23 protein-coding genes are annotated in these 23,604 nt (G+C 71.6%); 14 read left to right on the plus strand and 9 right to left on the minus strand.

All coding sequences use genetic code 11. The annotated features are described in order from the left end of the window. Nucleotides 1–2: 2 nt before the first annotated feature. From tsaB to ACYVF4_RS10165, 4 genes are read left to right on the plus strand one after another with little or no spacing between them, the layout of a single operon-like run. Nucleotides 3–662: a tRNA (adenosine(37)-N6)-threonylcarbamoyltransferase complex dimerization subunit type 1 TsaB gene (gene tsaB / locus ACYVF4_RS10150; protein WP_460722287.1), complete on the plus strand. Its 660-nt coding sequence runs from the start codon at nt 3–5 to the stop codon at nt 660–662. Then, nucleotides 659–1,171 carry a ribosomal protein S18-alanine N-acetyltransferase gene (rimI, locus tag ACYVF4_RS10155; RefSeq protein WP_460722289.1) on the plus strand — a complete coding sequence of 171 codons (513 nt, stop codon included), beginning with the start codon at nt 659–661 and terminating at the stop codon, nt 1,169–1,171. Before tsaB ends, rimI begins: the two co-directional genes overlap by 4 nt. Further along, on the plus strand, nt 1,168–2,244 hold the full coding sequence (gene tsaD, locus ACYVF4_RS10160) for a tRNA (adenosine(37)-N6)-threonylcarbamoyltransferase complex transferase subunit TsaD (protein ID WP_460722291.1): 1,077 nt from the start codon (nt 1,168–1,170) through the stop codon (nt 2,242–2,244). The genes rimI and tsaD overlap by 4 nt, the downstream gene beginning before the upstream one ends. Beyond that, complete coding sequence (locus ACYVF4_RS10165; RefSeq protein ID WP_460722293.1) at nt 2,241–2,702, plus strand: hypothetical protein; 462 nt, start codon at nt 2,241–2,243, stop codon at nt 2,700–2,702. The genes tsaD and ACYVF4_RS10165 overlap by 4 nt, the downstream gene beginning before the upstream one ends. Here the strand turns inward: ACYVF4_RS10165 and ACYVF4_RS10170 are convergent. Next, the gene (locus tag ACYVF4_RS10170) at nt 2,671–3,924 is read right to left on the minus strand and encodes a THUMP-like domain-containing protein (protein WP_460722295.1); all 1,254 of its coding nucleotides are present in this window, start codon (nt 3,922–3,924) and stop codon (nt 2,671–2,673) included. The genes ACYVF4_RS10165 and ACYVF4_RS10170 overlap by 32 nt on opposite strands. Nucleotides 3,925–4,096: 172 nt before the next feature. Here ACYVF4_RS10170 and groES point away from each other — a divergent pair, with 172 nt between their 5' ends. Then, nucleotides 4,097–4,393, plus strand: coding sequence for a co-chaperone GroES (gene groES, locus ACYVF4_RS10175; RefSeq protein ID WP_251453483.1), 297 nt, complete (start codon nt 4,097–4,099; stop codon nt 4,391–4,393). A gap of 216 nt (nt 4,394–4,609) precedes the next feature. After that, a complete protein-coding gene (gene rarD / locus ACYVF4_RS10180) occupies nt 4,610–5,560 on the plus strand; it encodes an EamA family transporter RarD (RefSeq protein ID WP_460723116.1) in 951 nt (316 codons plus the stop codon). Nucleotides 5,561–5,822: 262 nt separating this feature from the next. Here the strand turns inward: rarD and ACYVF4_RS10185 are convergent, their stop codons facing one another. From ACYVF4_RS10185 to ACYVF4_RS10195, 3 genes are read right to left on the minus strand one after another with little or no spacing between them, the layout of a single operon-like run. Then, nucleotides 5,823–6,149, minus strand: a complete 327-nt coding sequence (locus tag ACYVF4_RS10185) for a metal-sensitive transcriptional regulator (RefSeq protein ID WP_460722297.1) — start codon at nt 6,147–6,149, stop codon at nt 5,823–5,825. Further along, nucleotides 6,146–8,401, minus strand: a complete 2,256-nt coding sequence (locus ACYVF4_RS10190) for a heavy metal translocating P-type ATPase (protein ID WP_460722299.1) — start codon at nt 8,399–8,401, stop codon at nt 6,146–6,148. The genes ACYVF4_RS10185 and ACYVF4_RS10190 overlap by 4 nt, the downstream gene beginning before the upstream one ends. Then, complete coding sequence (locus tag ACYVF4_RS10195) at nt 8,401–8,613, minus strand: heavy-metal-associated domain-containing protein (RefSeq protein ID WP_460722301.1); 213 nt, start codon at nt 8,611–8,613, stop codon at nt 8,401–8,403. The genes ACYVF4_RS10190 and ACYVF4_RS10195 overlap by 1 nt, the downstream gene beginning before the upstream one ends. 207 nt (nt 8,614–8,820) lie before the next feature. Between ACYVF4_RS10195 and ACYVF4_RS10200 the strand changes: the two genes are divergently transcribed. Continuing rightward, nucleotides 8,821–10,104 (plus strand): ABC transporter substrate-binding protein, encoded by a 1,284-nt coding sequence (locus ACYVF4_RS10200; protein WP_460722303.1) that lies wholly within the window; start codon nt 8,821–8,823, stop codon nt 10,102–10,104. 312 nt (nt 10,105–10,416) lie between these two features. Here the strand turns inward: ACYVF4_RS10200 and ACYVF4_RS10205 are convergent, their stop codons facing one another. From ACYVF4_RS10205 to ACYVF4_RS10220, 4 genes are read right to left on the minus strand one after another with little or no spacing between them, the layout of a single operon-like run. Continuing rightward, nucleotides 10,417–11,157, minus strand: coding sequence for an ABC transporter ATP-binding protein (locus ACYVF4_RS10205; RefSeq protein ID WP_460722305.1), 741 nt, complete (start codon nt 11,155–11,157; stop codon nt 10,417–10,419). Beyond that, nucleotides 11,154–12,101 carry an ABC transporter ATP-binding protein gene (locus tag ACYVF4_RS10210; protein WP_460723118.1) on the minus strand — a complete coding sequence of 316 codons (948 nt, stop codon included), beginning with the start codon at nt 12,099–12,101 and terminating at the stop codon, nt 11,154–11,156. The genes ACYVF4_RS10205 and ACYVF4_RS10210 overlap by 4 nt, the downstream gene beginning before the upstream one ends. A gap of 55 nt (nt 12,102–12,156) precedes the next feature. After that, on the minus strand, nt 12,157–13,137 hold the full coding sequence (locus ACYVF4_RS10215; protein ID WP_460722307.1) for a branched-chain amino acid ABC transporter permease: 981 nt from the start codon (nt 13,135–13,137) through the stop codon (nt 12,157–12,159). 9 nt (nt 13,138–13,146) lie between these two features. Next, nucleotides 13,147–14,445: a branched-chain amino acid ABC transporter permease gene (locus tag ACYVF4_RS10220; RefSeq protein WP_460722309.1), complete on the minus strand. Its 1,299-nt coding sequence runs from the start codon at nt 14,443–14,445 to the stop codon at nt 13,147–13,149. 327 nt (nt 14,446–14,772) lie between these two features. Between ACYVF4_RS10220 and guaB the strand changes: the two genes are divergently transcribed. From guaB to ACYVF4_RS10255, 7 genes are all read left to right on the plus strand, one after another. Next, the gene (gene guaB, locus ACYVF4_RS10225; protein ID WP_460722311.1) at nt 14,773–16,275 is read left to right on the plus strand and encodes an IMP dehydrogenase; all 1,503 of its coding nucleotides are present in this window, start codon (nt 14,773–14,775) and stop codon (nt 16,273–16,275) included. A gap of 32 nt (nt 16,276–16,307) precedes the next feature. Beyond that, the gene (locus ACYVF4_RS10230) at nt 16,308–16,586 is read left to right on the plus strand and encodes a DUF2277 domain-containing protein (protein WP_460722313.1); all 279 of its coding nucleotides are present in this window, start codon (nt 16,308–16,310) and stop codon (nt 16,584–16,586) included. 106 nt (nt 16,587–16,692) lie between these two features. Then, a complete protein-coding gene (locus ACYVF4_RS10235; RefSeq protein ID WP_460723120.1) occupies nt 16,693–17,808 on the plus strand; it encodes a GuaB3 family IMP dehydrogenase-related protein in 1,116 nt (371 codons plus the stop codon). Next, entirely contained in the window at nt 17,808–18,635 is an 828-nt protein-coding gene (locus tag ACYVF4_RS10240; protein ID WP_460722315.1) for an SURF1 family protein, read from the plus strand. Before ACYVF4_RS10235 ends, ACYVF4_RS10240 begins: the two co-directional genes overlap by 1 nt. 10 nt (nt 18,636–18,645) lie before the next feature. Beyond that, complete coding sequence (locus ACYVF4_RS10245) at nt 18,646–19,188, plus strand: DUF3817 domain-containing protein (protein WP_460722317.1); 543 nt, start codon at nt 18,646–18,648, stop codon at nt 19,186–19,188. Further along, the gene (gene guaA / locus ACYVF4_RS10250; RefSeq protein ID WP_460722319.1) at nt 19,185–20,768 is read left to right on the plus strand and encodes a glutamine-hydrolyzing GMP synthase; all 1,584 of its coding nucleotides are present in this window, start codon (nt 19,185–19,187) and stop codon (nt 20,766–20,768) included. Before ACYVF4_RS10245 ends, guaA begins: the two co-directional genes overlap by 4 nt. A gap of 37 nt (nt 20,769–20,805) precedes the next feature. After that, on the plus strand, nt 20,806–22,200 hold the full coding sequence (locus ACYVF4_RS10255) for a glycosyltransferase (RefSeq protein WP_460722321.1): 1,395 nt from the start codon (nt 20,806–20,808) through the stop codon (nt 22,198–22,200). Nucleotides 22,201–22,343: 143 nt separating this feature from the next. On the opposite strand, the gene ligD is transcribed toward ACYVF4_RS10255, so the two are convergent. Continuing rightward, entirely contained in the window at nt 22,344–23,576 is a 1,233-nt protein-coding gene (gene ligD, locus ACYVF4_RS10260) for a non-homologous end-joining DNA ligase (protein ID WP_460722323.1), read from the minus strand. Nucleotides 23,577–23,604 lie beyond the last annotated feature (28 nt).

Below are 23,604 nucleotides of genomic sequence, written 5' to 3' on the forward strand. Positions count from 1 at the left end.
CCGTGATTCTGGGCATCGACACCTCGCTCGGCACGGCGGTCGCGGTCGTCGAGCCCGACGGCGTCGTGCGCGCCGCCCTCGAGAGCACCGACCCCCGCGGTCACGCCGAGGTCATCGGCACCCTGCTGCAGCGGGTGCTCGCCGAGGCGCAGGTGACGGCATCCGACATCACGCACGTCGCCGCCGGCATGGGTCCGGGGCCGTTCACCGGGCTCCGCGTCGGCATCGCCGCGGCCCGCACGTTCGCCGTGGGCCGCGGGATCCCCGTGGTGCCGGTGCCGAGCCACGACGCCGTCGCCCTCGAGCTGCTGCTGCACGACGCGCTCACGGGCGGTTTCGAGGACTCCGACGACGAACTCTTCGCCGTCGCCACAGACGCCCGCCGCCGCGAGTACGCCTACACGGTGTATCGCGGGCTCGACGACGACGGCCTTCCGGTCCGCGTAGCCGAGGCTGCGCTCGCGCCGCGCGACGACCTGGACTCCGTGCTCGCCGCCCATGGGGCGCTGCGGCGGGATGCCGAGCGCACCCCCGCCGCCATGCTCGCCCTCGCCGCCGCGCGCGCCGTGGCCGCCGGGCGCACGATCGGGCCCGCCGACGCCCTGTATCTGCGCTCGCCCGACGTCACGGCATCCGCCGGACCGAAGCGGGTGAGCGCATGACGACGCGGCCCGCGACTTCCGCCGACCTCGACGCGATCATGGCGCTCGAGCGGGCGTCCTTCCCCACCGACGCCTGGTCGCCGGCGATGATGCGCGAAGAGCTGTCGTCCCCCCACGGCTGGTACGTCGTGGTCGAGGAGGCGGGGCGGCTCGTCGGCTACGCGGGTCTGCGGGCGGTGCGCGGCGGGACGGATGCCGACATCCAGACGATCACGATCGCCGACGGCGCCCGCGGCCGGGGCAGGGGGCGCGCGCTGCTTCGCACCCTGCTCGACGAGGCGGTCCGTCGCCGGGTGCGCGAGGTGTTCCTCGAGGTGCGCGCCGACAACCCCGTCGCCCAGGCGCTGTACGCCTCGGAGGGGTTCGTCGAGCTCGCGCGGCGCCCGAACTACTACCAGCCGGACGGCGTGGACGCCGTCGTCATGCGCCTGGACCTGCGCGGCTGGCAGGCTCACCAGCCCGCCGCCGCGCGCGATGAGCCGGCCGCGACCGGGGGAGTGTGCACGTGAACCGCGACGAGCCACTGGTGCTCGGCATCGAGACCAGCTGCGACGAGACCGGCATCGGGATCGTCCGCGGCCGGACCCTGCTCAGCAACACCATCGCCAGCTCGATGGACGAGCACGCCCGCTACGGCGGGGTGGTCCCCGAGGTCGCCGCCCGCGCCCACCTCGAGGCGCTCCAGCCGGCGATCGCCGCCGCGCTCGCCGAGGCGCAGGTGGAGCTGGCGGATATCGACGCGGTCGCCGTCACCAGCGGTCCCGGGCTGGCGGGGGCCCTCATGGTGGGAGTCGGCGCCGCGAAGGCGCTCGCGGTGTCGCTGGATCGCCCGCTGTACGCGGTGAACCACCTCGTCGGCCACATCGCGGCCGACATTCTGTCGCCCGCGCCGACGGCGCCCATCGAGTACCCGACGGTGGCGCTGCTGGTCAGCGGCGGCCACACGTCGCTGCTGCTCGTGCGCGACCTCACCTCGGACGTCGAGATGCTCGGCGAGACCATGGACGACGCCGCGGGCGAGGCGTTCGACAAGGTCGCGCGCCTGCTCGGCCTGCCCTACCCCGGCGGCCCCCAGATCGATCGCGCCGCCGCAGCCGGCGATCCCCGTGCCATCGCGTTCCCGCGCGGGCTGTCGCGCGCGAGCGACATGGCCCGCCACCGCTACGACTTCTCGTTCTCGGGCCTCAAGACCGCCGTCGCCCGCTGGGTCGAGCAGCGGCAGGCGGCCGGCGAAGAGATCCCCGTCGCCGATGTGGCGGCATCCTTCCGTGAAGCGGTCGTCGACGTCCTGGTCACCAAGGCGCTCGCCGCGTGCGCCGACCACGGCGTGCCGCGCCTGCTCCTGGGGGGCGGCGTCATCGCCAACAAGCGGCTGCGCGACGTGGCGCTCGAACGGGCGGATGCCGCGGGCGTGACCGTCCGGATCCCCCCGCTGTCGCTGTGCACCGACAACGGCGCGATGATCGCGGCGCTGGCCGCCGAGCTCATCCGGTCGGGGCGCCCGCCGTCGACGCTGGAGTTCGGCGCGGACTCGACGCTGCCCGTCACCGAGATCCAGGTCGCCCGAAAGGGGGCCGCATGACGGACTCGCGAGCTCATCTGCCGGTCGAGCCCCCGTCGCCCGACGTCGAGGCGCGCGCGGCGTCGTCCGCGCTGCCCGGCCAGCACCGGGGCGGCTTCTCGCGGCTGCCGACCGGGCCCGTCGACGTGACGGTGCCGAGCGGCCCGACGATCGACACCGACGCGGTGTGGGCGCAGGTCCAGCCGGCCGGTCCGCAGCGCGGGCTGTCGGGATGGGCGCTGGCCTTCGCGGTCATGGGACTGGCCGCGTCGCTCGTGGTGGGCTGGGGCTTTCCGATCGGCATCGTCGCGGTGATCTCGGGCATCCTCGCCCTGCGCCGGCCGACCGAGAGCCGCCCGGTGGCGGTCTGGGCGATCGTGCTCGCCGCGGTGTCCCTCGTCTACAGCGCCGGGTGGCTGTGGTTCGCCGCGACACAGGCGAACCTGCTCAGCGCGGTCCCGATGAATCTGTTCCGCTGACGCGATCGGCCAGGATCGCCACCCGCGACGACCCGACGCGCGTGAGCAGCAGCGTCGCCGACTCGTCACCGCGCAGCTTCAGCTTCGTGCGCAGGGCCGCGGGGTCGACGTCCACGCCGCGCTTCTTGATCTCGAGCCGGCCGATGCCGCGGGCGCGCAGCGCCTGCCCGAGCGCCTTGGTGTCGGCGGGCAGGGTCTCGCGCACCCGGAACGACTGCACGAACGGACTCGTCACTGCCGCGTCGCCGGTGAGGTACGCGATCCGCTCGTCCAGCATCCCCGCCTCGAGCTCGCGCGCCACGTCGCCGATGAGCCGCGCCCGGATCACCGCGCCGTCCGGCTCGTGCACGAACGCCCCGAGCTCGCGCGCGGGCTCGTCCACGGCATCCGCCGGGGCGGTCAGCTCGAAGGCCTGATCGCCGCGCATCACCAGGGCCGCGCGCGTCACCCCCGGCCGCGCCAGGACGCCCGACCACAGCACGAGCTCGATCGTCGAGCCGTCGGCGCTCACCCACTGCGCCTCGAAGCCCTCCGGCAGCAGGTCGCGGTCCATGCCCGGACCCAGCTTGATGCCCGCCGGCACGCGCCGCGCCAGGTCGAACACCCACTCCAGCGACGGCGACCAGTCCTCGTGACCGGTGCGCGAGGTCTCTCCGTGCCCGGCGGTTCGCCGCGCCGGATCCAGCCACACCGCCTGCGGCCCGAGATCGGCGGATGCCGGGCCCCCGGCATCCGGGAACAGCTCTGCGGCCGCCGCCTCGGCGGTCGCGTGCCGCACCCGCGCGTCGTCGCCGAACGGGGCGAGGTTGTAGGCGGCGATCGCGGCGGTCACCTCGTCGGCGTCGACGGCGTCGACCTCGATCCCGAGGGCGGCCATCCCGAGGGCGTCGCCGCCGATGCCGCAGCCGAGGTCGGCGACCCGGGTGATGCCGGCGTCCCGGAACCGCGCCGCGTGGCGAGCGGCGACCCCCAGCCGGGTCGCCTGCTCGAGACCGGCGCGCGTGAACAGCATCCGCCCGGCGAACGGGCCGAACTTCGCCTCGCCCTTCGCGCGGAGCCTCGCCTGCCCCACGACGGCCGACACGAGATCGGGGGAGTGGCCCGCCTTCCGCAGGCGCGACACGGCGCGGGCGACATCCTCGGTCGACGTGACGGGACCGAGATCGTCCAGCAGCCGCAGGCCCGCGGGGGTGAGCAGGGCGGTCAGCTCGGCCATCTCCATCGACCCAGCCTATGCGGGTGCGAGCCCCTGTCCGCGGGCCCGGCCGACGGCATCCGCCCGGCTTTGGCACTCACGTTGCAAGAGTGCCAGTCGCTTGCCTAGACTCTCGTTAGCACTCTCAGCGTGTGGGTGCTAACGAGTCTTGATTCTCAAGGAAAGCAGAGGTAGACCCGTGTCGGTTTCCATCAAGCCGCTCGAGGACCGCATCGTCATCAAGCAGGTCGAGGCCGAGCAGACCACGTCCAGCGGTCTGGTCATCCCCGACACCGCCAAGGAGAAGCCCCAGGAGGGCGAGGTCGTGGCGGTGGGCCCGGGCCGTATCGACGACAACGGCAACCGCGTCCCGCTCGACGTCGCCGTCGGCGACCGCGTCATCTACAGCAAGTACGGCGGGACCGAGGTCAAGTTCGGCGGTGACGAGTTCCTCGTCCTGTCGGCCCGCGACGTCCTCGCGGTCGTCGTCCGCTGACACTTCCCGCGTTCCGCGCAACGCGACGCAGAGGGTCGGGTGCTTCGGCACCCGGCCCTCTTCTCGTGCGCCGTGGCAGTCTTCCTGCGCATGTCGGCAGGCGGCGCGCGATGCCGCGGCCGATTCCCGCCGGATCGACCCCCGCGGCGGTCGTAGGCTGATCGGGTGACGCCAGAGCCCCACCCCGACACGACCGCACGGACCGGCGGGGTCGCGGTGCCACCGGCATCCGTCGGCGAGCAGGATGCCGCTCGCGAGCGTTTCCTGGGCGGGGTGTACGCCTTCACCGCCTACGTGCTGTGGGGGTTCCTGCCGCTGTACTTCCTGGCGCTCGCACCGACGGGGCCGTGGGAGGTCGTCGCGTGGCGGATCCTGCTGTCGCTGGCCTTCTGCGCCGTGCTGCTCACGGTCACGCGGACGTGGCCGAAGCTGTTCGCGATCCTGCGCAACCGGCGGCTGGTGCTGTGGACGGTGCTCGCTGGGGCGGTCATCTACGTCAACTGGCAGGTGTTCCTCATCGCGACCCTCACCGGTCACGTGATCGAGACCAGCCTCGGGTACTTCATCAACCCGATCTTCACCGTGCTGCTGGGCGTGCTGCTGCTGCGCGAGCGGCTGCGGACGACGCAGTGGGTCGCGCTCGGGATCGCCGGCGTCGCGGTCGCCGTCATCATCGTCGGCTACGGGTCGTTCCCGTGGATCGCCCTGACGCTGGCCTGCTCGTTCGCGCTGTACGGGCTGGTGAAGAAGCGCATCGGCCCCTCGGTCGACGCCGTCAGCGGCCTCACCTTGGAGTCGCTGTGGCTCGCGCCCGTCGCCGTCGCCCAGGTTGTCGCGGTGGCCGCGACGACGGGGCTCACGATCGGCACCCTGGGCGCGTGGCACACCGTGCTCATCCTGCTCGCCGGGGCCATGACGGCCGTGCCGCTGCTGTTCTTCGCCGCCGGGGCGCGCCGTGCGCCGCTGACGCTCGTGGGACTGCTGCAGTTCGTCGCGCCGATCATGCAGTTCATCACCGGCGCCTGGATCCTCGGCGAGCCGATGCCGCTGGAGCGCTGGATCGGGTTCGCGCTGGTCTGGCTGGCGCTGACCGTCCTCACGGTCGACTCCCTCGTGGCGGCCCGCCGGTCGCGGACCGCGGTGTCCGACGTCGCCGAGCTCACCTGAGCCTGGTCGCTCCGGTGCCGGTGCGCCGGCGAGGAGAAATGAGGCTGGGAAGGATGCCGCGCGCGGGCCGCATCCTCACGGATGCGCATCTCCTATCCGGCTGGCCGCGACTGACCGGCGGCGCACCCGGGCGAGAAGTCCGCGCCCGGTGCGCCGGCGAGGAGAAGTGAGGCTGGGAAGGATCCCGGGCGCGGGCCGCATCCTCACGAGTGCGTATCTCCTAGCCGGGGCGCCACGGCGCCGGCGGCGCGCGCCCGGGGACCTACCGCACGAGGCGGGCGATCGCCTGCGAGGCCTCGGTGATCTTGGCGTCCGCCTCGGCGCCGCCGGCGCGCGCGGCATCCACCACGCAGTGCCGCAGGTGGTCGTCGAGCAGCCCGAGCGCGACGGCCTCGAGCGCCGACGTCAGCGCCGACACCTGCGTGAGGATGTCGATGCAGTACTTCTCGTCCTCGACCATCTTGGCGATGCCGCGCGCCTGACCCTCGATGCGCTTCAGGCGGTTGAGGTACTTCGCCTTGTCGGTGATGTACCCGTGGTGCGAATGATCGACGGTGATGTCAGCGGATGCCGGTGCTTCGAGAGTCATGACTGCTCCAGACGAGGGGTGGGGCGGAAGCGCCGCAGGCGCAGGCTGTTGCCGACGACGAAGACGCTCGAGAACGCCATCGCCGCGCCGGCGATCATCGGGTTGAGCAGCCCCAGCGCCGCCAGCGGGATCGCCGCGACGTTGTAGGCGAAGGCCCAGAACAGGTTGGCCTTGATCGTGCCGAGGGTCGACCGCGAGAGCCGGACGGCCTCGGCGGCGCTTCGCAGGTCGCCGCGCACCAGGGTGATGTCGCCGGCCTCGATGGCGGCATCCGTGCCCGTTCCCATCGCCATGCCGAGATCGGCCTGCGCGAGGGCGGCGGCGTCGTTCACGCCGTCGCCGACCATCGCGACGACCCGGCCCTCGTCCTGCAGCGCCTTGACCACGGCGACCTTGTCGGCGGGCAGGACCTCGGCGGTGACCCGCTCGATCCCCACCTCGCGCGCGATCGCGGCGGCGGCGGTGGCGTTGTCGCCGGTGAGGAGCACCGGCTCGAGGCCCAGGGCGCGCAGCTGCGCGACCGCTTCGGCGCTCGTGGGCTTGACCTGGTCGGACACGACGAGGACGCCGCGCGCCTCGCCGTCCCACGCGACGGCGACAGCCGTGCGGCCGAGGGACTCGGCATCCGTCATCGCCTTCTCGAGCTGTGCGGGAAGCGGCACCGCCCACTCGGCCAGCAGCGCGCGCCGCCCGACGACGACGGCGTGCCCGTCGACGACGCCGGTCACGCCGTGGCCCGCGTGGGACTGGAAGGACTCGACGGGGGCGAGGTCCTCGGCCGCGTCGGCGATCGCCCGGGCGATGGGGTGCTCCGAAGCGTGCTCGACCGATCCGGCCAGCCGCAGCAGCTCGGCGGTGTCGACGCCGGGGGTGGGAACGGCATCCGCGAGCGACATCCGTCCGGTTGTGACGGTGCCGGTCTTGTCGAGCACGACGGTGTCGACCCGGCGCGTGGACTCCAGCACCTCGGGACCGCGGATGAGTATGCCGAGCTGCGCGCCGCGGCCGGTGCCGACCAGCAGCGCCGTCGGGGTGGCCAGGCCGAGCGCGCACGGGCACGCGATGATGAGGACGGCGACGGCGGCGGTCACCGCCGACGCGAGCGGCCACCCGAGCGCCAGCCACACGACGAGGGTGGTGACGGCGATCGCGACGACGATCGGGACGAAGACCCCCGAGATGCGGTCGGCCAGCCGCTGCACCTCGGCCTTGCCGGACTGCGCCTCTTCCACCAGCCGCGCCATCTGCGCCAGCTGGGTGTCGTCGCCCACGCGCGTCGCGCGGACGACGAGGCGTCCGCCGGCGTTGACGGTAGCGCCGATGACGGCGTCTCCGGGCTCGACCTCGATGGGCACCGACTCGCCGGTGACCATCGAGGCGTCCACCGCCGACGACCCCGAGACGACGACGCCGTCCGTCGCGATCTTCTCGCCGGGTCGGACGACGAACTCGTCGCCGACCAGCAGTTGCGCGACCGGCACGCGGATCTCGGTGCCGCCGCGCAGCACCGCGGCGTCCTTCGCGCCGACGTCGAGCAGCGCACGAAGAGCCGCCCCCGCGCGCCGCTTGGAGCGCAGCTCGAAGTAGCGGCCCAGCAGCACGAACGTCGTCACGCCGGCGGCGACCTCGAGGTAGATGTCGCCCGCGCCGTCGGAGCGCTGGATGGTCCACTCGAACGCGTGGGTCATTCCGGGCATGCCCGCGTGTCCGAGGAAGAGGGCGTACAGCGACCACAGGAAGGCCGCCGACACGCCCATCGAGACCAGGGTGTCCATCGTCGCCGCGCCGTGGCGCAGGTTCACGCCCGCCGCGCGATGGAACGGCCATGCGCCCCACACGACGACCGGCGCCGCGAGCGCCAGCGACGCCCACTGCCAGTAGGTGAACTGCAGGGCGGGCACCATCGCCAGGACGATCACCGGGACGGTCAGGATCGCCGAGCCGATGACCCGCTGGCGCAGCCGCACCAGCTCCTCGTCCACCGGCTCCGCCTCGGGGGCCGCCTCCCGCGGGGGAGCGGGCACCGCGGCGGTGTAGCCGGTCTTCTCCACCTCGGCGATGAGCGCGGCGGCGTCCATGTCCGCCGGCACGTGCACGACCGCCTTCTCGGTGGCGTAGTTCACGGATGCCGCGACTCCCGGCATCCGGTTGAGCTTCTTCTCGATGCGCGCCGCACACGACGCGCACGTCATGCCTCCGATCTGGAGTTCGACGCGCGCGCCGGGCCCGGTCGCCGACGCGGGAGCGGACATCAGGCGCGGACCGCCTGGTAGCCGGCCTCATCCACGGCGGCGATGACGTCGGCGTCGGCGAGCGGGGCCTCGGACTCGACGACGAGGGTGCCGGACTTGGCGCTCACCTCGACGCCGGTGACGCCGGCCAGCTGCGAGACCTCGCTGCGGACGCTCGACTCGCAGTGCCCGCAGGTCATGCCCGTCACGGTGTACTCGTACTTCTCGGTCATGTCATCACCTTTCGCTTCGTGAGCGATACCCCTGAGGGGTACCGATCATCGAGTGTATACCTCTCGGGGGTATGTCCGGTCCGCCGGGACCCTCGAATCCCGTTACACATCGTTAACGAATGGCAACATTCGCGAGCGATGCGCGCGGTTAGGTTTGTGGGAACTGGGGGCCCTAGGGCCTGCCCGACTCATACAGCAAGGAGCACAATGAGCGTCTTCTCACGTTCGCGCGCCGGCAAGGTCCTCGGCGGCATCGCCGCGGTCGGCGTCAGCGCACTCGTCCTCGCCGGATGCGCCTCAGGTGACGGGGGCGGCGGCGGCAATGCCACCAACGGCCCCGCCGAGCCTTCCGAAGAGATCAGCCTCAAGATCGGCACCGCCCTGCCCCAGACCGGCAACCTGGCCTTCCTCGGCCCGCCCGAAGAGGCCGGCGTCGCCTTCGCGGCAGCGCAGATCAACGAGGTCTCCGAGGACACCGGGCTGACCCTGGACGTCGTCTACGGCGACTCGGGCGACACCGACAACAAGGCGTACGAGACCGAGATCCCGCGTCTGCTCGGCGAGAACGTGTCTGCCGTCATCGGCGCGGCGTCCTCGGGCACCTCGCTGCAGTTCATCGACCAGCTGGTCGGCGCGGGCGTCATCCAGTTCTCGCCCGCCAACACCTCGGACGCCTTCACCACCTACGAGGACAACGGGCTGTACTTCCGCACCGCCCCCTCGGACGTGCTGCAGGGCGAGGTGCTCGGCAACCTGATCGCCGAGGACGGTGTGCAGAAGCTCGGCATGATCGTGCTGAACGACTCCTACGGCACGGGCCTGGCCAAGTACGTCACCGAGGCCTTCGAGGCCGCCGGCGGCGAGGTCGTGGCCGCGCCCACCTACAACACCGGTGACACCACCTTCGACGCGCAGATCGCCGAGGTCGTCGCGGCCGACCCCGACGCGATCGTCCTGATCACGTTCGAAGAGGTCGCCACGATCCTGCCGAGCCTGCTCGGCGAGTTCCCCGGCGACAAGCTGTACTTCGTCGACGGCAACCTCTCGAACTTCGGCGACGAGCTGCCCGAAGGCTCGCTCACCGGCGCCAAGGGCACCCTGCCCGGTCTGTCGATCGACACGCTGACCGACTTCACCTCGAGCCTGGACGCCTTCCTCGAGGAGGAGGGTGAGGACGCGCTGACCGAGTACAGCTACGCGGCCGAGTCCTTCGACGCCACCGTGCTGCTCGCGCTGGCCGCCCTCGCGGCCGGCTCGAACGACCCGGCGGCCATGGCCGAGAAGCTCATCGAGGTCTCGGGCGGCGCCGGTGAGGGCGAGAAGTGCTCGACCTACGCCGAGTGCGCCGAGATCATCGTCGGAGGCGGTACCGCCGACTACGACGGCATCTCGGGCCCGATCACGTTCAACGAGGTCGGCGACCCGACCGAGGCGTCGATCGGCATCTACGAGTTCGGCGAGGACAACAACTACTTCGCCTACGAGGGCTGAGTCCCGCTCGATCGTGGGGGCCCCGGATCTTCGGATCCGGGGCCCCTTCGCGTACCCGCGGCGCGGGGGCTGACGCTACTTGCGGTCATTGGGGCGGTTGGTGACGGATGCCGTCAACCCGGCCAGCTCGCGCCGGCCCGGCGGCCCCGGAGTTGACGCCGTTCGCGGTCACGGGGGCGGTTGGCGACGGATAGCGTCAACTCAACCGGCGCCCGTCCCACGTCCACCCACCCCGACGGCGACGGAGGTCCCGCGACGGCGCGCACGAGAGGGGGCGGATGCCGTCGGCATCCGCCCCCTCATCGACACCGCTCAGGTGCCCAGCGTGCCCAGGTACAGCTCGGTGACCTTGGGGTCATTCAGCAGGTCGCGTCCCGAGCCGGTGTAGGCGTCCCGGCCCTGATCGAGGACGTAGCCGCGGTCGCAGATCTGCAGGCAGCGCCGCGCGTTCTGCTCGACCATGATGCAGGTGACTCCGGCCTTGTTGATCTCGGACACCCGGATGAACGCCTCGTCCTGGCGGACGGGCGAGAGGCCCGCCGACGGCTCGTCGAGCAGCAGCACCTTCGGGTCCATCATGAGAGCGCGGCTCATCGCCACCATCTGGCGCTCACCGCCCGACAGTGATCCCGCGCGCTGCTTGAGGCGCTTCTTCAGCTCGCCGAAGATCCCGGTGACGAACTCCAGCCGCTCGGCGTAGGCCGACGGACGCTGGTAGAGCCCCATCTGCAGGTTCTCTTCGATCGTCAGCGAGGGGAAGACGTTGTTCGTCTGCGGGATGAACCCGACCCCGCGCGAGACGAGCTTGTTGGCCTTCAGCCCGGTGATGTCGTCGCCCTCGAGCGACACGCGGCCGTCGCGGATGTTCACCTGCCCGAAGATCGCCTTGAGCAGCGTCGACTTTCCGGCGCCGTTCGGGCCGATGATGCCGATGAGCTCGCCCTTGTGGGCGACGAGGTTGCAGCCGTTGAGGATGTTGACCCCCGGCAGGTAGCCGGCGTGGACGTCCTCGACGACGACGACCGGGGTGCCGGTGGCGGTATCGGTGCTCACTTGCCGTTCTCTTTCTCTTCAGCGTCCAGTTCCGCGGCGCCTGCGGCTTCGATGTCGTCCGCGCTGACGGCGGCCGAGGCTGCGGCATCCGTCGTCTTGTCGGCGTGGATGATGTCGATGCGGCCGGTGACCACGCCGAGGTCGACCTCCTGGTGGGCGCCGAGGTAGGCGTCGATGACGGCGGGATCGCGCATGACCGTGTACGGGTCACCCTCGGCGACGATGCGGCCCTCTGCCATCACGACGACCCAGTCGGCGATGTGGCGCACCATGTGCATGTCGTGCTCGACGAACAGCACCGTCATCCCCTCGTCCTTCAGGTCGAGGATGTGGTCCAGCAGCGACTGCGTCAGCGCGGGGTTCACGCCCGCCATCGGCTCGTCGAGCATCACCAGCGTCGGGTCCGTCATGAGCGACCGGGCCATCTCGAGAAGCTTGCGCTGCCCGCCCGACAGGCTCGCGGCGAAGTCCGCCGCCTTCGTGTCGAGCTTGAACTTCTTCAGGATGCCCATGGCACGGGTCTCGTGCTCCTGCTCCTGCGCCCGCCACAGGGCGGGGATGAGGCTCGCGAAGAACCGCTCGCCGCGCTGATCCTTCGCGCCGAGCTTCATGTTCTCGAGGACGGTCAGCAGGCCGAGCGCCTTGGTGAGCTGGAACGTGCGGACCAGGCCCATGCGGGCCACCTTGTAGGCGGGGACCCCCGAGAGGTCCTTGCCGTCGAAGCTCCACGTTCCCTCGTCGGGCTTGTCGAAGCCGGTAAGCAGGTTGAACAGCGTGGTCTTGCCCGCGCCGTTCGGCCCGATCAGAGCGGTGATCGCCCCGCGCGGGATCTCGAGGTGGTCGACGTCGACGGCCCGCACACCGCCGAACGAGCGGCGGACGCGGTCGGCGACGATGATCGGGTCGACCTTCGCGCAGCCGGGGGCGGCGTCGCCCTTGTGCAGCCCGGTGGTCTTGGGTCGGGCGACGGGGCCGGTCTTCGGCGCGGTGGCGCCGGCTTCACTTGACAAAGGTCAGCTCCTTCTTGTTTCCGAGCAGCCCCTGGGGCATGAAGATCACCAGCAGCATGAGGGCGACGCCGACGAGGATGAACCGCAGCGTCGCCGCCTGGATCGACGACATGCCGAACAGGAGGCCGGCCGAGGCGAGGGCCGGCAGCACGTTCGACAGGAATGTCTGCAGCACCCAGAAGATGAGCGAGCCCAGCAGCGGCCCGAACACCGTGGCCGCACCGCCGAGGAGCAGCGCCGTCCACACGAAGAACGTCAGCGACGTCACGTACACACCGGGGCTGATCGCCGAGGGGAGCGCGTAGATGATGCCGCCGGCCGCCGCGATGACGCCGCCGAGGACGAGCGACTGCAGCTTGTACGAGAAGACGTTCTTGCCGAGCGAGCGCACGGCGTCCTCGTCCTCGCGGATGCCCTTGAGCGCGCGGCCCCACGGGCTGTGCGTGAGCATCCACACCACCAGCAGCGCCAGGGCGATCGTGGTGAGGCCCATGATCCGGACCCACCACTGGTTCTCGTTGTACATCCACGGTCCGAACCCGTACGTCCCGTCCGGAATGGGGTTCGAGGCGCGGAAGCTCGCGTGGTACCCGCTCAGGCCGTCGGCCGAGCCGGTGACATCGTCGAACGCGGTGGTGAGGAACAGCAGGCGCAGCACCTCGGCGGCGGCGATCGTCACGATCGCCAGGTAATCGCCGCGGAGCCGCAGCGTCGGGATGCCGAGGATGAGGGCGAACACCGCCGCGGCGACGAGCCCGGTGAGGGCGGCGAGCCACCACGGGAAGCCGAAGGTGAGCACCGAGATCGCGTAGCCGTAGGCGCCGATGGCCATGAAGCCGGCGATGCCCATGTTGATCAGGCCGGCGTAGCCGAAGTGCACCGCCAGTCCCAGCGCCGCCAGGGCGTAGCCCATGGTCGCGGGGCTGAGGATCGACGAGGCCGAGTTGGAGAGAATCTGAAGCCAGTCCATGGGTTCGCCTTAACCTATTCTCTCGCGCCGACCGAGGATGCCCTGTGGTCGGAACAGCAGGATCACGATGAGGATGAACAGCGCGCTCGCGAACTTCAGGTCCGCGGGGATCCAGAGGCTGGACGCCTCGACGAGGATGCCGACGATGAGCGCGCCGATGAGGGCACCGTACGCGGTGCCGAGACCGCCGAGGACGACCGCGGCGAACATCAGCAGCAGCACCTGGGCGCCCATGTCCCAGCGGATGCCGGGGCGGTAATAGGCGTACAGGATGCCGGCGAGACCGGCGAGACCGCCGGCGATGATCCACACCACGCGCACGACGAAGTCGACGTCGATGCCCGAGGCCGCCGCGAGCGAAGGGTTGTCCGAGATCGCGCGGGTCGCCTTGCCGAGCTTGGAGCGGGTGAGCCACAGCGCGAACGCGACGATGACGAGGATCGAGATGACGATCGACACCATGTCGATGACGCTCATCTGCACGGCGCCGAAGAGGGGGATCTTGGGTGCCGTCGAGAACGGCAGCTGGGCCGTCCCGCCGCCGATGAAGAACTGGAAGATGTAGCGCAGCGCCAGCGAGAGGCCGATGCTGACGATCATCAGCTGCACGATGCCGACGCGGCGCCGGCGCAGCGGCCGCCACAGCGCCATGTCCATGAGCAGTCCGAGGACGGCGCTGAGGATCACCGCCACGGGCAGGCCGAGCCACCACGGCAGGGCGAGGCTCGCCGGCCCCACGAGGACCAGTGCGCTCACCGCCCCGAAGGTGACCATCTCGCCGTGGGCGAAGTTCGAGATGCCGGTCGTGCCGTACACCAGCGTCAGGCCGACGGCGGCGAGGGCGAGCATGAGGCCGAAGCTGATGCCCTGCACGAGGCGCTGGATGAGCTGGTCGAAGAAGCTCGTGACGTTGCGTTCTCCTTCGCCGATGAAGAAGTTCACCGTGACCCGGCCGCCCTGGCCCATCGTCACCTCTTTGACGTTGGGGGTGTCATCCTCGTCGTCGACCACGGCGATGCCCTCGGGCAGCGTGTTCTCGTCGAGGGTGACGGTGTAGTCCTCGCCGCGCTCAGGGACGCCGACGCGCCATTGGCCATTCTCGTCGGTCTCGACCTCTTGCATCCCGCCGGGGCCGTCGATGGTGAGGACGACTCCTTCCAGCGGCTCGCCATCGAGCTGGACGTTCCCGCTGATGCGGTACGGGTCGTCCTCGGCCGCGACGGCAGGCGCCGAGGTCGCGAAGAGTCCCATGAGCATCAACAGGAGCGCCAGGAGTGCGAAGACCGTTCGCCGATGCGTCGTGCGCATCGCGACCTCAGTCACAGGACTCACAGAACCTCCCAGTTCGGCACACCACGCAGCGCCGATTACCGGGTCGCATCGGCCGTGATGAACGACGGTAAGAGCGTAATGTGTCGCCGCTGTTTCGGGGGATATACATGTTCGAGACGTGATGGAATCGGGACTCCACGCTGCGGGAGCCCTGTCATCCCGGGCGTGTCGGGCCCGGCATCCGGGAATGAATCGGCATGCGCGGGCGCTTAGAATCGAAGGCGGCGCTCCGTGCGCCGGCCGCCGTCGTCCCCCTCGAGCTACACGCCCGTGCAGGCAAGGCACGCGCGCAGGAGAACCCCCATGGAGCACCACGACCCGTTCGGTTTCGTCGGACTGACCTATGACGACGTCCTGTTGCTGCCGGGGCACACCGACGTCATCCCGAGCGAGGCCGACACCTCCAGCCGGGTGACGCGCCGCATCACCGTCGCCACGCCCCTGCTGTCGGCGGCGATGGACACCGTCACCGAGGCGCGCCTGGCGATCGCCATCGCGCGCGAGGGCGGCATCGGAATCATCCACCGGAACCTCTCGGTGGCCGACCAGGCCGCGATGGTCGACCGCGTCAAGCGCAGCGAGTCGGGCATGATCACCGACCCGATCACCACCACCCCCGACGCCACCATCGAAGAGGTCGACGCGCTGTGCGCGACCTATAGGATTTCGGGGCTGCCGGTCGTCGACGACGACGGGCGCCTGGTCGGTATCGTCACCAACCGCGACATGCGCTTCGTCTCGGGCTTCGAGCGGCAGACCACGCTCGTGCGCGACGTGATGACGACCGAGAACCTCATCACCGCCCCCGTCGGCATCGGCGCCGGTGAGGTCATCGCGACCTTCGCCAAGCACCGCGTCGAGAAGCTGCCGCTCATCGACGAGGGCGGCAAGCTCGCCGGCCTCATCACCATCAAGGACTTCGACAAGAGCGAGAAGTACCCCCTGGCCACCAAGGACGAGCAGGGCCGCCTGCGCGTGGGTGCCGCGATCGGCTTCTTCGGCGACGCGTGGGAGCGCGCCGAGGCGCTGCGCGACGCCGGGGTGGACGTCCTCGTCGTCGACACCGCGAACGGGCAGTCCGCCGGTGTCATCGAGATGGTCAAGCGGTTGAAGGCCGACGCGTCCTTCGAGCACATCGACGTCATCGGCGGCAACGTCGCCACGCGAGAGGGTGCGAAGGCGCTCATCGACGCGGGCGTCGACGCGGTCAAGGTGGGCGTCGGACCGGGCTCGATCTGCACCACGCGCGTCGTGGCGGGCGTGGGCGTGCCCCAGGTGACGGCGATCTACGAGGCGTCGCTGGCCGCGCGCGAGGCGGACGTCCCCGTCATCGCCGACGGCGGCCTGCAGTACTCGGGCGACATCGCCAAGGCCCTCGTCGCCGGTGCGGACACCGTCATGCTGGGCTCGCTCCTGGCGGGGACGGACGAGTCGCCGGGCGAGATCGTGTTCCAGGGCGGCAAGCAGTTCAAGCAGTACCGCGGCATGGGATCGCTCGGCGCGCTGCAGACCCGCGGCAAGAAGACCTCGTACTCGAAGGACCGCTACTTCCAGGCCGACGTCCCCAGCGACGACAAGCTGATCCCCGAGGGCATCGAGGGCCAGGTCGCCTACCGCGGCCCGCTGTCGGCCGTCGCCTACCAGCTGGTGGGCGGCCTGCGGCAGTCGATGTTCTACGTCGGCGCCCGCACCATCGAAGAGCTGAAGGCCAAGGGCCGGTTCGTGCGCATCACGCCGGCGGGGCTGAAGGAGTCCCACCCGCACGACGTGCAGATCGTCGTCGAGGCGCCCAACTACAAGCGGTGACGGATGCCGGCATCCGGCGTATCGTCGCCGACATGTGCCGGAACATCCACACGCTCCACAACTTCGAGCCCGCCGCCACCTCGGACGAGGTGCACGCGGCGGCGCTGCAGTACGTGCGCAAGATCGCGGGGACGACGAAGCCTTCGAAGGCGAACCAGGATGCCTTCGACCGCGCCGTCCACGAGATCGCGCACGTCACCCAGCACCTGCTCGACGACCTGGTGACCACCGCTCCGCCCAAGAACCGCGACGAGGAGGCGGCCAAGGCCCGCGCCCGCGCTGTCGCGTCGGGCCGCTACTCCGCCGCCTGACTCGCCGCCTGGCACGAGGCGGCGCGGTGCTCTGTCTCGTCGTGAGGCGTATCGGGACCCCGCCCGGGCCCGCGGCGCCCCGCCGGGTAGGCTGGACCCCGTGACCATGGAGATCGAGCTCGGCCGCGCCAAGCGGGCCCGTCGCGCCTTTACGTTCGACGACATCGCGGTGGTGCCCTCGCGGCGCACGCGCAACCCCGAGGACGTCTCGACGGCCTGGTCCATCGACGCCTTCCAGTTCGACATCCCGGTGCTCGGCGCCCCCATGGACTCCGTCGTCAGCCCCGACACCGCCATCCAACTGGGCAAGCTCGGCGGGCTCGGCGTGCTCGACCTCGAGGGGCTGTGGACGCGCTACGACGACCCCGCCCCGCTCCTGGACGAGATCGCCTCGCTTCCGGATGCCGGTGCCACCCGCCGCATGCAGGAGCTGTACTCCGAGCCGATCAAGCCCGAGCTCGTGCGCGACCGGCTCGCCCAGATCCGCGCCGCCGGCGTCACGGTCGCCGGCGCCCTGACCCCGCAGCGCACGCAGGAGCTGTACGAGACGGTGGTCGCCGCCGGAGTCGACCTGTTCGTCATCCGCGGGACGACGGTCTCGGCCGAGCACGTCTCGAGCGTCGACCAGCCGCTGAACCTCAAGAAGTTCATCTACGACCTCGACGTCCCCGTGATCGTGGGCGGCGCCGCCACCTACACCGCGGCGCTGCACCTCATGCGCACCGGCGCCGCCGGCGTCCTGGTCGGATTCGGCGGGGGAGCGGCGTCCACCACGCGCGCCACGCTCGGCCTGCACGCGCCGATGGCCACCGCCGTCGCCGATGTGGCCGGCGCGCGCCGCGACTACCTCGACGAGTCCGGCGGGCGTTACGTGCACGTCATCGCCGACGGCGGCGTGGGAACCTCGGGCGACATCGTCAAGGCCCTCGCGATGGGGGCGGATGCCGTCATGCTCGGTGTCGCCCTCGCCCGCGCCACCGATGCCCCCGGCCGCGGCTACCACTGGGGCCCCGAAGCCCACCACGCGAAGCTGCCGCGCGGTCGCCGCGTGGCCGTCGACCAGGTCACGACGCTCGAATCCGTGCTGTACGGGCCGGCGCCCGTCGCCGACGGCACCGCCAACCTCATCGGCGCGCTGCGGAAGTCCATGGCGACCACCGGATACTCCGACCTCAAGGAGTTCCAGCGCGTCGAGGTCGTGGTGGCGCCGTACGGCAAGTGATGACCGACGCCCCCCGGGCGGAGGATCCGGTCCCCGAGGTCTTCCCGCCCACCCTGCGCGAGGTGATGCTGCGCCCCCGCTGGATCGCGCTGCTGCTGGTGTGCCTCGTGATCGCCGGCGTTCTCGGCTGGCTCGGACAGTGGCAGCTCAGTCGCGCGATCAACACCGACCCGCTGCCACCCGGGGCCACCGAGCAGGTGCAGCCCATCGCGGACGTGGTGGAGCCGGGCGAGTACCTCGCCGAGCCGCTCGTCGGGCAGAAGGTCCGCGTGAGCGGACAGTGGGTGGGGCCGGACTTCCTGGTGGTCTCGTCGCGCTTCAACGACGGTGTCGAGGGCTACTGGGTGACCGGCCAGTTCCGCGTCGACGGCGCCGAGGAACCGGTCGCGCTCGCCGTGGCGGTCGGCTGGACCGCCACTCTCGATGAGGCGGAGGAGGCGGCATCCGCCCTCTCTGACCAGGCCGCGGCCGAGCCGGTCGAGATCACCGGACGCCTGGTGTCGGACGAAGGACCCGCCCTGCCGCCGCGCGGCGCCGACCCGCAGACCATGACCCGCATGTCGCCGGCGATGCTGCTGGGGCAGTGGTCCGACGTCGAGGGCCTCGCCGTCTACCGGCCGTACCTCGTCGCCGACGAACCCCTCGGCGGCATCCAGGCCATCTCGTCGCCCGCGCCGGCGGAGTCCTCGAGCGTCAACTGGCTGAACATCTTCTACGCCGCCGAGTGGGCGGTCTTCGCCGGCTTCGCCTTCTACCTCTGGTACCGCCTGGCGCGCGACGCGTGGGAGAGGGAGCTCGAGGAGATCGAGGATGCGGGCGACGGCTAGACTGGACCCCATGCCTCGCGCCCCCAGAGCCTCGTCTTTTCCGGCGATCCGCGGAGCGTTGACCTTCTACCAGATCGCCTCGATCATCACCGGGATCGGCCTGCTGCTGCTGGTGGCCGAGATGATCCTGAAGTACACGCCGCTGCACGTCGAGCTCTTCCTCGGCGGCTCGGGCGGCCTGCTGTGGTTCGCCACCGCCATCCCCGGCCCGGAGTGCCTGTGGTACTCCCTCTTCATCCCCGGCGGCCAGGGATGCGAGATGATCTCGACCGGCGACGGCTTCAACCTGTCCCTCGCGATCCTCGTCGCCCACGGGTGGTTCTACGTGGTGTACCTCTTCGCGTGCTTCCGCATCTGGAGCCTCATGCGGTGGCCGTTCCCTCGCTTCATCGTCCTCGCCCTCGGCGGCATCGTGCCGCTGCTGTCCTTCTTCATGGAGGCCAAGGTCGCGCGCGAGGTGCGCGGCCATCTCGCCGCCCGCGAGGCGGCCGAGCCGCCGGCATCCGTCGATGGCACCCCCGACAACGTCCCCGCAGCGGAAGGCACCCGGTGACCGAACAGACCGACACCTCGCAGCGCCCCGTCCTCGTCGTCGACTTCGGCGCGCAGTACGCGCAGCTGATCGCCCGGCGCGTGCGCGAGGCGGGCGTCTACAGCGAGATCGTGCCGCACACCGCCACCGCCGCCGAGATCGCCGAGCGCAACCCGGTCGGGATCATCCTGTCGGGCGGCCCGTCGTCGGTGTACGAGACCGGCGCCCCCCAGCTCGATGCCGGGGTGTTCGAGCTCGGCGTGCCGACCCTCGGCATCTGCTACGGCTTCCAGGTGATGGCCCGGGCCCTCGGCGGCGAGGTCGCCAACACGGGGTTGCGGGAGTACGGCGCGACCGACGCGAGCATCGTCCACGACGAGGGCGTCCTCTTCGGCGGGCAGCCGGTGCAGCAGAACGTGTGGATGAGCCACGGCGACCAGGTGTCGAAGGCGCCGGCCGGCTTCGAGGTCCTCGCGCGCACGTCGGCGACGCCGGTGGCCGCCTTCGGCAGCGACGAGCGCCGCCTGTACGGCGTGCAGTGGCATCCCGAGGTCAAGCACTCCGACCACGGCCAGCAGGTCATCGAGAACTTCCTGCACAAGGCCGCGGGGCTGCCCGCCGACTGGAACAGCGGCAACGTCATCGCCGAGCAGGTCGCCCGCATCCAGGCCCAGATCGGCTCCGGCCGCGTCATCTGCGGCCTGTCGGGCGGGGTCGACTCCGCCGTGGCCGCGGCCCTGGTCCACAAGGCCGTCGGCGACCAGCTCGTTTGCATCTTCGTCGACCACGGGCTGCTGCGGAAGGGCGAGCGCGAGCAGGTCGAGCAGGACTACGTCGCCTCGACCGGCGTGCGCCTGGTCACCGTCGACGCGCGCGAGCGCTTCCTCACCGCGCTCGCCGGCGTGAGCGACCCGGAGCAGAAGCGCAAGATCATCGGGCGCGAGTTCATCCGCACCTTCGAGCAGGCCGAGGCCGAGCTCGTCGCCGAGGCCGAGGCCGACGGCGAGCCCATCCGCTTCCTCGTCCAGGGGACGCTCTACCCGGACGTCGTGGAGTCCGGCGGGGGCGCGGGCACCGCCAACATCAAGAGCCACCACAACGTCGGCGGGCTGCCCGAGGACCTGCAGTTCGAGCTCGTCGAGCCGCTGCGGACCCTCTTCAAAGACGAGGTGCGCGCCATCGGCCGCGAGCTCGGCCTGCCCGAGGTGATCGTGGCGCGTCAGCCGTTTCCGGGCCCCGGCCTCGGCATCCGGATCGTGGGCGAGGTCACCGCTGACCGTCTCGAGATTCTGCAGGATGCCGACGCCATCGCCCGCGAGGAACTGACGGCGGCGGGCCTCGACGGCGAGATCTGGCAGTGCCCGGTCGTGCTGCTCGCCGACGTCCGCTCGGTGGGCGTGCAGGGCGACGGCCGCACCTACGGCCACCCGATCGTGCTGCGTCCCGTCTCGAGCGAGGACGCCATGACGGCGGACTGGACGCGCCTGCCCTACGACGTGCTCTCGCGCATCTCGAACCGCATCACCAACGAGGTGCGAGAGGTCAACCGGGTCGTGCTCGACGTCACGTCGAAGCCCCCGGGGACCATCGAGTGGGAGTGACCTGACGCAGCCGCCGGGCTCGGGGCAGGATGGGACGGTGACCTCCTTCCCCGACGCCGAGTACCTGGTGCTGTCGAGCCGGCTGATCCCCGATCAGGACGGCGGGTACACCTTCGCCACCCTCGCTCGCGCGCGCCAGATGGCCGCGGCGGGCGTCGCCGGCGGAGCCGGCCCGCTGCTGCTGACCGTCGACCCCGGCACCCGGGCCGACCACGAGCAGCACCGGCGAGTCTTCGCGGGGCGCGACCTCGTCGTCGACCCCGCGCGGATGCGGAACCTCTTCGACGAGGCGGATGCCGCAGGCGGCGGCGCCGCCGACTGGCTGCGGGACGCCGCGCACCCGGGTGAGCCCGACCCGGCGCTGCAGTACCGCGTCGTCCCGGGCCGTGAGGGCGGCCCGGCGGTCGGTCTGCCGGTCATCGCCGGCGACCCCGACTGGCACGTCAGCACGGCTCCCGTCGCGGTGTACGACTCGCGGGGCCGCGTCGCCGGCATCCTGGACGGTTTCGGCGCGCTGTACCGCGCCTGGCTCGACCACGTCGTGTCGCAGCTGCGGGCGGGGAACGCCGACCGGCAGGTGCTCGTCGTGTGCGAGTCCCGCCAGCTCGGCGAGCTGCTCGTGGGATGGGGGGACCCCGAGGTGCGGCTGCTGCACGCCATCCACACGATCCACCTCGAGCCCCCGTACGAACCCGACGGCGACCTGAACCCGCTGTGGACCCGCTGGTTCTCGGTCGCCGAGAAGTTCGACGCCGTGCTGTGGCCCACCGCCGCGCAGCGCGCCGACGTCGCCGAGCGCTTCGGCGACCCCGGCATCCACGTCGTCGTGCCGCACGCGGTGCCCGCCGGTGCCTCGGTGGTCCCGGCCGCCGACCGCGTGCCGGGGCGGGCGGTCATGCTGAACCGGCTCGCGCCCGGCAAACGCGTCGATCTCGCCGTCCACGCCATGGTCGAGGTCATCGCCCGCGTGCCGCACGCCACCCTCGACGTCTACGGCGCCGGTGCCGAACGCGACCAGCTGCAGGCGCTGATCGACAGCCTGGGGCTTGGAGCGCACGTGGTGCTGCACGGGTCGACCGAGGATCCCGGACGCGTGCTGGACGCGGCATCCGTCTTCGTCTCGACCTCGGCCTTCGAGGGACAGGGGCTGTCGCTGGCCGAAGCCCTCGTCCACGGGACGCCGGTCGTCGCGTTCGACATCCGCTACGGCCCGCGCGAGCTGCTCGCCGAGGGCGGGGGAGTGCTGGTGCCCGACGGCGACATCGCCGCGCTCGCCGACGCCATCGTGCGCGTGCTGTCGGACCCCGAAGAGCACGCCCGGCTCGCGCGCGAGGCCGTCGCCGCCGCGCGGCGCGTCGACCCCGCCCACGCCATGGCCGCCCTGGCCCAGGCCGCGCGCGACGTGCTCGCGCGCCCCAGCCGCCGGGCCTGACCCGCGGCCGGCCCGGCCGCGTGCAGAACTCCACGGATCGGGTGGGGTTCGGGGCGCGTGGGCGGCCCCGGGCGGGATCCGGCACCGGATCGGTGGAGTTCTGAACGGGCGCGGGCGCCGCACCGCCCGAGCGGCCCAGCCGGTCAGCGCTGCCAGGTGCGGCCCTGCCAGGGGTCGTAGTCGGCGATCAGCGCCTCTTGCGGCGGGCGGTCGGCGTCGGCGACGTGCTGCAGGTTCACCCGCACGCGGTACCAGAGCGAGCTCGAGCCGCGCATCCCGTCCACCAGCACATCGGCCGGATGCAGCTGCGCCGCCGCACCGGAATGCCGGGCTCGCCACTTCTCGAGCGCCGCGAGCGCCTCGGGCTTGGTCTTCGTGCGGGCGACCTCGACGAGCGGCATGACCGATTCCCGGCGGCCGGAGCCGGCCGACGCCCGCGGCGGCTTCTCGGCGGGCCCGAGCTCGGAGGCGAGGGCCAGGAGCCCGTCCAGCACCCCGGCGGCGTCGTCGATGCCCGCGTGGGGGTCGCCGATCGCGGCGTAGCGCTCGAGCACCGTCGCGACGGTGAACTCCTCGGGGCGGCGCTCGCGCACCTCGTCCCAGTCCAGCGGCGTCGACACCCGCGCGTCGGGCAGGGGCCGGATGGAGTAGGCCGAGGCGACGGTGCGGTCCTTGGCGTTCTGGTTGAAGTCGACGAAGACGCTCTCGCCGCGCTCCTCCTTCCACCACCGCGCGGTGGCCAGGCCCGGCGCCCGGTTCTCGACCTCGCGCGCGAGGGTCTCGGCGGCCAGCCGCACGTCGCGGTAGTCCCACCGCGGCGCGAGCCGCACCAGGATGTGCAGGCCGCGCGACCCGCTGGTCTTCGGCCAGCCGACCAGCCCGACGTCGTCGAGCACGTCGCGCGCCACGAACGCCGCGTCCACGATCTGCGACCATTCCACGCCGGGCATGGGGTCCAGGTCGATGCGCAGCTCGTCGGGGTGATCGAGGTCCTCGGCGCGCACGGGGTGCGGGTTGAGGTCCAGGCAGCCGAGGTTGACCACCCACGCCAGGCCGGCGGCATCCCGGATCACCGCCTCTTCGGCCGACGTGCCGCTGGCGTAGTGCAGCGTCGCGGTGTCGACGAAGCCGGGGTGGTTCTCGGGCACCCGCTTCTGGAAGAACGGCTCCGCGTCGATCCCCTTCGGGAAGCGCTTGAGCACCATCGGCCGGCCTCCGGCCCCGCGCAGTGCTCCCTCAGCGACGGCGAGGTAGTACCGCACGACGTCGAGCTTGGTCAGGCCGGCCTGCGGGAAGACCACCTTGGCCGGGCTCGAGATCCGCACCTCGTGGGGGCCGATCTCGAGGATCTCGGCATCCGATGTCGACGGGCTCATCCCGTCACGCTATGCCCTCGCGCGCGGG

The sequence above is a fragment of the Microbacterium aureliae genome (assembly GCF_054780155.1).